Source organism: Allobranchiibius sp. CTAmp26 (assembly GCF_017565405.1).
Lineage (GTDB): Bacteria > Actinomycetota > Actinomycetes > Actinomycetales > Dermatophilaceae > Allobranchiibius.
Genome location: NZ_JAGEKR010000019.1, coordinates 79,927 through 88,002, shown reverse-complemented (window position 1 = coordinate 88,002; position 8,076 = coordinate 79,927). Strand labels below are relative to the sequence as shown.

8 protein-coding genes are annotated in these 8,076 nt (G+C 69.7%); all 8 read right to left on the bottom strand.

Features of this window, described 5'->3' with window-relative positions:
* Positions 1-187: 187 nt before the first annotated feature.
* The 8 genes from J4030_RS14765 to J4030_RS14730 all read right to left on the bottom strand — a co-directional run bounded on the left by J4030_RS14765 (position 188) and on the right by J4030_RS14730 (position 8,016).
* Positions 188-775, bottom strand: coding sequence for a TetR/AcrR family transcriptional regulator (locus tag J4030_RS14765; RefSeq protein ID WP_208049991.1), 588 nt, complete (start codon positions 773-775; stop codon positions 188-190).
* A gap of 85 nt (positions 776-860) precedes the next feature.
* Complete coding sequence (locus J4030_RS18340) at positions 861-1,820, bottom strand: glycoside hydrolase family 16 protein (RefSeq protein WP_208049990.1); 960 nt, start codon at positions 1,818-1,820, stop codon at positions 861-863.
* A gap of 129 nt (positions 1,821-1,949) precedes the next feature.
* Positions 1,950-2,855 carry a glycoside hydrolase family 16 protein gene (locus tag J4030_RS18335; protein WP_208049989.1) on the bottom strand — a complete coding sequence of 302 codons (906 nt, stop codon included), beginning with the start codon at positions 2,853-2,855 and terminating at the stop codon, positions 1,950-1,952.
* Positions 2,856-2,976: 121 nt separating this feature from the next.
* Positions 2,977-3,939, bottom strand: a complete 963-nt coding sequence (locus tag J4030_RS14750) for a glycoside hydrolase family 16 protein (RefSeq protein ID WP_208049988.1) — start codon at positions 3,937-3,939, stop codon at positions 2,977-2,979.
* Between the two features lie 101 nt (positions 3,940-4,040).
* Positions 4,041-4,889 (bottom strand): MOSC domain-containing protein, encoded by an 849-nt coding sequence (locus tag J4030_RS14745; protein WP_208049987.1) that lies wholly within the window; start codon positions 4,887-4,889, stop codon positions 4,041-4,043.
* An 11-nt stretch (positions 4,890-4,900) separates the two neighbouring features.
* On the bottom strand, positions 4,901-5,800 hold the full coding sequence (locus tag J4030_RS14740; protein ID WP_208049986.1) for a hypothetical protein: 900 nt from the start codon (positions 5,798-5,800) through the stop codon (positions 4,901-4,903).
* Positions 5,801-5,833: 33 nt separating this feature from the next.
* Entirely contained in the window at positions 5,834-6,328 is a 495-nt protein-coding gene (locus tag J4030_RS14735; RefSeq protein WP_208049985.1) for a carbonic anhydrase, read from the bottom strand.
* A complete protein-coding gene (locus J4030_RS14730; RefSeq protein ID WP_307864717.1) occupies positions 6,325-8,016 on the bottom strand; it encodes a fumarate hydratase in 1,692 nt (563 codons plus the stop codon). The genes J4030_RS14735 and J4030_RS14730 overlap by 4 nt, the downstream gene beginning before the upstream one ends.
* Positions 8,017-8,076: the final 60 nt, after the last annotated feature.

The following is an 8,076-nucleotide window of genomic DNA, read 5'->3' as shown; positions in this document are numbered from 1 at the left end:
CGCGCGGCAGCGTAGGAAAGTGACCGCGGCGCCCATCACCTACGCGGACCACGCGCGGCAGCGTAGGAAAGTGACCGCGGCGCCCATCACCAACGCGGACCACGCGCGGCAGCGTAGGAAAGTGACCGCGGCGCCCATCGCCCACGCGAGCGCCCCGCCGCAGCTGACTCTCGTCGGCCGGGCGGATTCAGGAGAGGTAGCTCTCCACCGCCTGGGCCAGTTCCCGTCGCGCGATGCGGTCGGAGTAGCGCCCGTCGACCATCGTCTGGGTGGAGATGACGAAACCGTGACAGATGAGCAGCACGGTGCGCGCCAGCACCTCGGGCCGGCCGCTGCGCACGTCCGCGTTCTTCTGGCCCTCGCGGATGCGATCGACCAGGGCCGCCAGCATGGTGTCCTGGGCGCGGCCACGGCGATCGAGCAGGTAGGGCAGCAACAGTTCCGGGTCGACGTCGACGATCTTCTGGAAGAGGGGATCCTTGCGGATCTCGCTGACGGCCGCCGACACCCGGGCGGCGATCCAGGCGGCGTCCACCGGGCCGTCCGCGGACCGGCCGCGCACCGAACGCCCCGCCCCGGCGAACTCGCGGGTCATCAGATCGGCGGTGAGCGCGGTCATGTCGGGCCAGCGACGGTAGAACGTCATCCGCGAGACTCCGGCGCGGCGGGCTACGTCGGTGACCGTCGTACGACGCCACCCGACGGCGAGAACGCACTCCCGGGCCGCGTCGAGCAGACTCTCTTCATCGGTCGCTGCGCTACGAGGAGACGGCATGTGTCACATCGTAAGCCAGCGCGAGCCGTATTCGCTCATCTCGGTGAGAGATTGCATCTCGACGGTACTGCGCTCGCGCCGCAGATCAGGCAGGGTCGTACGCGACGACCCAGTCGATCTGCACGTGCGAGGACCCCGACGGCAGCACCGGCCGCCCGAGGGCGTCGTTGTTCGGGCCTGTCTGAGAGACCCAGCGCATCGGCGTCGACGGGACGTGGCTGGTGCGCGCCATCACGAGCTGGGTGCCGAGATAGACCTTCAGCGAGTTGGGGAGCCACTCGATGGTGAAGGTGTGCCAGTTGGTCCACATGCCGTTGAGCGACGGGATCTGGACCGTTCCCTCCCAGCCGTTGGTGGCGTCGCGGGGGTGGAAGAAGCCGTTGATCTTGCCCGGCATGCCGAGGGGCTGCGCCTTGATGTCCCCTTCGGGCCAGTCGATCTCGCCCGACGCCGGCCAGGCCTTGTCGTCGGCGGGCCACAGGAGCGTCGCGCAACCCCAACCGCTGCCCGTGGCGTTGTACGACCGCATACGGTAGGACCAGCGCCCGTAGGTGTGGGAGTTCTGCAGGCCGCCTCGGAGCGGGAAGACGGCGGCACTCACCCGCCTGCTCGTGGCGGGGTCCACGTGCAGGTAGGTGTCCAGCACGGACGAGGACGTGGAAAGGGTCTTGCTCACGTCGTAGTAGCCGTAGGTGTTGGCGGACCCGTTGCCGTAGACGCCGAGTCGTTTCCCGTACGTCGCGTACGCCGCGCAGTTCTGGGCGAGCTCGCCGTACGTCGTCGGCGACGCCACGAACCCTCCGAGAGGGATCGCGGTGTTGAAGTCCTCCGCGATGGTCTGCTTCCACCCGGGCAGATTGCCGAGCGGCATGGCCACACCCGATCCGACGGTCGCGGCCGCGGCCGAACCGCGCAACGCAGCCCCGCCGATGCCGATGGCCGCAGCCCCACCCAACAATGCTCGCCGACTGACGGAAAGGCCCGACATGGTGACCCGCTTCGCTCGCGCCCACCCCGGCCGCTTCGGCAGGTCGACCGAAGGCACAGGAGATGGTTGGAGCCAGAGGTTAAGTTCGAGAAACGGCGAGAATACGGCGGAGAATCGAACGGAACTGGTAAATGTTTCCTCCGCCGTGGGTAATCCCGGTCAATGAGGGGGATTGCCCGGCATCGGTCAGGCAGGGTCGTAGGAGACCACCCAGTCGATCTGCAGGTGCGCGGAGGTCGAGGACGCGAGCGATCCGTCGTTCGGTCCGCTCTGGGTGAGCCATCTCATCGGCGTCGACGGCACGGCGATGCTCGTCGCGAAAGTCCGGACGCCGTCGACGAAATAGCTGAGGGAATCCTGGCGCCACTCGATGGTGTACGTGTGCCAGTCGGCCCACAGGGCGCCGTTCCCGGGAATGAGCGTCTGTGCCGGGACAGGGCTGCGCGGGTGATTCCATCCGGAGACGAGGCCGGAGATGTCACCCTCCGGCCAATCCGCCTCGCCCGACCCCGGCCAGTCCTGCGAGTTCTCCGGCCACAGGAGGGAGACGCACCCCCAGCCCGCGCCGGTGACGCCGGACGCGCGCATCCGCCAGGACCACCGCCCGAAGGTCCGCGCGTTGTCCGCGCCACCAGGCCGAAGGGGGAACAACGCGGCGGACACCGCGCGATTCAGTCCGCCGTCGGTGTGCAGGTAGAAGTCCAGCAGCGAATCGTTGGTGGAGATGGTCCGGTCGGGGGAGTAGATCCCGTCGCCGTTCTGCGTCTTCCATCCCTCGGGGTAGGCGCACAGGCGACGTGCGTACGTCTGATGGGCTGCGCACGACGGGAGCAGAGCGCCCTGCTGGTCGGTGACGAAGGCACCACGGGGGAAGTCGACGTCGAAGTCCTCCGCGATCACCTGGTTCCAGCCCGCGAGGTCGCCGGTGGGCATGTTCATTCCCGAGGGGCTCACATCTGCGTTCCAGCTCGGGTCGAGTGGCCGTCGCAGCGCCGGCGTCACTGCCGCAACCGCGGCGACGGTGCCCACCCCCGCGAGGGCGGTGCGTCGGGAGACGTGGTCCGTAATCGTGTGCGGAAGAACTGGGGACACCGGTGACCTCGCGCTGGCTGAAGGCTGATGGTCCAATCTGGACCCGTGTGCTTCAGTGTTGCCGATCGTTGGCCGAAGCGGAACCCGTCCCGAGCCGGTTGAACCGGCGGCGCCCCGAGGATCAGGCCGGGTCGTAGGCGACGACCCAGTCCAGCTGGATGTGTGCCGAGACCCCCACAAGATCCTCTCCGCGGACGCCGGCGCTGGGTGCGCACTGGGTGTCCCACTTGAGGGGTTTGTCGGGGACGTGCTGCGTCGTGGTGAGCATCGCGACGCCGTCCAGCAGGTAGACCAGCGAGTCCTTGCGCCACTCGATGGTGAAGGTGTGCCAGTCCGACCAGCGTGCGACGCCTGCGGGGATCTCGACCGACGGGTTGTCCAGGAATCCGGCCGGGTGGTTGTTCCCTCCCAGCACGCCGCTCACGTCCGACTCCGGCCAGTCCATCTCGCCCGATTTCGGCCATTGCGACTGCAATTCGGGGAAGAGCAGGCTCACGCTGCTGATGCCGGGCGCGCGGGCGCCATACGCACGCATGCGGTAGGACCACCGGCCGTAGGTGCGCAGATTCGACGTCGTTCCCGGGCGGTAGGGGAAGAACGCCGCGCACATGAGCTTTCCGAACGCCGCGTCATGGTGGACGTAGATGTCGAGCAGTGAGTTCGCGACCGACAGCGTGCGGTCCGCTCGGTAGAGGCCACCGTCGCCGCTCGGCCCGTTCCAGTAGAGACCGAACCGGTCGCCGTATGCCGGGTACCCCGCGCAGGTGCTCGCGATGACGCCGTTCTCGGTCGCCACGAAGCCCCCCAGCGGGACGTCGGTGTCGAAATCCTCGGCGATGACTTGTGTCCACCCCTTGAGATCGCCCTGCGGCATTGCCTGCCCGGACGTCGGGATACGCCGGCGAGGAGGGGAGGAGCTGCGTTCCGGCTGGGTGGCGGTGCCGGATCGGGTCGGGTTCTCCGCCGCACGTGGATCGGAGGCGTCGCAGGCAGCGAGGGCACCGAGCGCCGCGAGGCCGAACCCCCCGCGTAGTGCGGCACGGCGCGCCACGGATGGGCCTGTGGCCACGAAGGTGCGTGCCATCGGGTCCTCCGGAAGCGCGTGACAACGCAACGGTACGGCGCGTATCCGCGAGGTGCGGTGGGTTGCCGAGAAATTCGAATCGAGGTGGCGCCGGCCGTCTCTCAGGCGGGCCGAACCCGTTCCAGCACCGTGAGTTCGTCGCCGACGCTGAGCGTGCCCTCGCCGTCCGGGATGAGGTTGGCGGCGAACCAGGTCTTGCCGTCCCACCTGCGGTGCCGGGCCAGGGTGCGGATCGGTTCCTTCCCCTTGCGCAGGTCGTCGTCGATGGTCGTCATCACGCACCGCGCGGAGGGCAGCGGCACCCGGAAGTCGACCTCGCCGATCCGGATGCGCGACCAGTGGTCCTCCTCGAACGGCTCCGGCGCGCCGGTGATCTCGATGTTGGCCCGGAAACGGGCGGCCGAGATCGGGACCGGTGTCTCGGCGCGCTCGTCCGCCGTCTGGCGGACCCAGGCGTCCAGCTGCCGCACCGAGGCGTCCGTGACCAGGTTGATCGGGAACCCGTCGGCGAACGCGGTGTGGTCGCCCACTCGGCTGTGGTCGGGGTCGAGCGGCCGGCGGGTCGGATCGTCGCACCACACCAGGTGCAGGTCGTCGTGGCCGAGTGCGCGACGCAGCCACGCGTCCGCGCGGTCGCCGACCGGGCGAGCCTGCATCGGCGGGTCGGAGAACATCCGCACCGCCACCGGAGTGGTCTGCGGCCGCGTCACGTCGAGGCTGTCCACCCCCGGCGCGCTGAGACGCAGGTCGACGTCGACGCCGGTCGCGCGGTTGTCGGTCACCACCGAGAACAGCAGGGGGAGCTCACGCGCCGAGACCAACTCGCCGCTGCCGTCGACCACCATCCACTCGCGGTCGCCCCGCAGACCGGCGCGGGACACGTACGCGGTCTGCACCGCTCGGATCGCGGTCGACTTCACGGGATGGACCCGCAGCCCGCTGATCTGCATAGAGCGGAGCCTCAGGCGCCCTTGGCGACGGTCCCCGGCAGGACGCCTGCGTCGAGGACGGCCTTCACGAACGGTCGACTGGCGGCGATGAGATCGGCGGCGTCGGACACCCCGGCGAAGACGCCGGCTGCGGCGTCGTCGGTCGCGGTCTCGAGCGCGTCGTAGAGGACGACCCCGGCGGGGCTGATGGTGCCCTGGTCGTCCAGCAGGCCGCGCTCCCGCAGGGAGTCCGTGGCTGCACCCCACTCCTCATCGGACCAGGCGCGCGACTTCTTGGAGAAGTCCGCACCCAGGGCGCGCCGCCGCAGCGCCGGGTCCGGATGGGGCGCCTCGTGGAAGACGATCGCCTCGGCGCTGGTGAGCCCGGCCTGCACGAGGGCGGCCAGGTGCCCGTCGCCGCGGTACTCGCGCAGCGCTGCGAACGCGTGCCACAGCCGTAGATGCGGCTCGTCCGGCACGGCGGTCGCGGCCCATGCCGCGGCCAGCGGCCGGCCGGCGTAGGACAGCCCCTGACCGATCTCGCCGAGGCGGCCCGCGATGCGGGCGAGCTCCGGGTCTTGGGCCAGCGGGCCGAATGCGGCCCGCAGGGTCGCCTCGATCGCCTCGAGGTGCATCGCGTAGGTGCGCTCCAATCCGAACGCGACCGCCTCGTCCCAGGCGGGCACGACCGCTGCCGGGTTGAAGTTGTAGAAGGTCGCGGCGACGACCGCGCCGGGGCATTCACCGAGCGGCGCACCACGACCCGCGAGGTAGCGCGCCATCCGGGACAAGCCGCTGCTCTTCTGCTGTTCGCGGATGACCGGGTTGAAGTAGGCGACCACGTGCAGCGGTTCGAGGGTCTCGTACGCCGTTCGCGCGAGCCGTCGCGCGGCCTCGTCGTACCGCTGCGGGATGGGGTGCGCGTCAGGCACGGGTGCTCCGATCGATGAGGGTGGTGGTGCGGGTCAGACGTGCTGGTGCAGCAGACCGGTGTCGACGTCGTACACGAAACCGCCCACCTGCACCCGGTCGGGGATCAGCGGGTGGGTGCGAACCTTGGCCACATCCTCGGCGAGTGCCTCCACCTGGTCGTCGACGACGTGGAACCGCTGCCAGGTGACGTCGACGCCGGCGGATGCGCTGACGCGGGCACGCAGTTCGCGCTCCGTCGCCGTTGCCACCGCGCAGCGGGTGTGCGGCACGACCATGATCCGCTCGACCTTGAGCAGGTGCACCCCGAGGACCAGAGCCTCCAACGCAGCGTCGGTCACCCGGCCGCCCGGGTTGCGGAAGATCTTGGCGTCGCCCGGCTGGAGCCCGACCATCCCGAGTGGATCGATGCGCGAGTCCATGCAGGTGACGATCGCGACGCCCGCTGCGGCGACGCCGTCGAAGCCGCCGAGAGCGAACGTGTCGGCGAAGGTCTGGTTGGCGTGCAGTAGGTCCTCGAAGCCGGTCACAGCCCCGGCCTCCTTCCGATGGTGAATGCGGTGGGTTTGGCGGCGGCGGCGAAGAAGTCCTCGCCCTTGTCGTCGACCACGATGAACGCCGGGAAGTCGCGCACCTCGATCTTCCAGATGGCCTCCATGCCCAGCTCCGGGTACTCCAGCACCTCCACGGAGGTGATGCAGTCCTGCGCGAGGCGCGCCGCCGGCCCGCCGATCGAGCCGAGGTAGAACCCGCCGTGCGCGCGACAGGCATCGGTCACCTGCTTGCTGCGGTTGCCCTTGGCCAGCATCACCATCGAGCCGCCGGCTGCTAGGAACTGCTCGACGTAGGAGTCCATCCGGCCGGCCGTCGTAGGCCCGAACGAACCGGACGCGTAACCCTCGGGAGTCTTGGCCGGCCCGGCGTAGTAGACGGCGTGCTGCTTCAGGTAGTCCGGCATCTGCTCGCCGGCGTCGAGGCGCTCCTTGATCTTGGCGTGCGCGATGTCGCGCGCCACGACCAGCGGCCCGGTCAGCGAGAGCCGAGTCTTGACGGGGTGCTTGGTCAGCTCGGCGAGGATCTCCTCCATCGGGCGGTTCAGGTCGATCTCGACGACGCCCGCCTCGTCGTCCCCGGCGCCGTCGAGCTGCTCGTGCGTGACCTCCGGCAGGAAGCGCGCCGGGTCCGTCTCCAACTGCTCGATGAAGACGCCGTCGGCGGTGATCTTGCCCAGGCACTGGCGGTCCGCCGAGCAGCTCACCGCGATCGCGACCGGCAGCGACGCGCCGTGCCGCGGCAGGCGCACCACCCGCACGTCGTGACAGAAGTACTTGCCGCCGAACTGCGCGCCGATCCCGAACTGCCGGGTCAGCTCGAGCACCTGCTCCTCCAGGTCGACGTCACGGAACCCGTGGCCGACCGGCGACCCGTGGGTGGGCAGCTCGTCCAGGTACTTCGCGCTCGCGTACTTCGCGGTCTTCAGCGCGAACTCCGCACTTGTCCCGCCGATCACTATGGCCAGGTGGTACGGCGGGCAGGCCGAGGTGCCGAGGCCGCGCAGCTTCTCGTCCAGGAACGCGAGCATCGCGTCGGGGTTGAGGACGGCCTTGGTCTCCTGGAAGAGGAAGGACTTGTTGGCCGAGCCGCCGCCCTTGGCCATGAAGAGGAACTTGTACGCGGTCTCGTGCCCGGGCGCGCTGTCGGCGTACAGCTCGATCTGCGCGGGCAGGTTGGAGCCGGTGTTGGTCTCTTCCCAGGTGGTGAGCGGTGCCATCTGGGAGTAGCGCAGGTTGAGTCGGGTGTAGGCGTCGTAGACGCCGTGGGCCAGCGCCGCCTCGTCGGGTGCCTCACCGTCCACCAGCACGTGGGAGCCCTTCTTGCCCATCACGATGGCGGTGCCGGTGTCCTGGCACATCGGCAGCACCCCGGCGGCGGCGATGCCGGCGTTCTTCAGCAGGTCCAGGGCCACGAACTTGTCGTTGTTGCTCGCGTCCGGGTCGTCGACGATCCGGCGCAGCTGCGCGAGGTGGGCGGGGCGCAGGTAGTGCGCGATGTCGTGCATCGCGGTGTCGGCGAGCAACCGCAGCGCGGCGGGGTCGACCTCGAGGAAGGTGCGCCCGCCCGGTCCCTCGACGGTCCGGACCCCGTCGGCGGTGATCCGGCGGTAGGTCGTCGTGTCCGCCCCGATGGGCAGCAGGTCCTCGTAGCCGAAGTCGGGCACAAGAGGCACAGAAGGCACAGGAGGCGCAGAGGGCACAGAAGGCATGGAGAGGGTCGTTCC

What these genes read in the sequence shown, in the direction of transcription:
- J4030_RS14750 (WP_208049988.1), bottom strand. Translation starts at nt 3,939, where the DNA reads ATGGCACGCACCTTCGTGGCCACAGGCCCATCCGTGGCGCGCCGTGCC.
- J4030_RS14765 (WP_208049991.1), bottom strand. Translation starts at nt 775, where the DNA reads ATGCCGTCTCCTCGTAGCGCAGCGACCGATGAAGAGAGTCTGCTCGAC.
- J4030_RS14745 (WP_208049987.1), bottom strand. Translation starts at nt 4,889, where the DNA reads ATGCAGATCAGCGGGCTGCGGGTCCATCCCGTGAAGTCGACCGCGATC.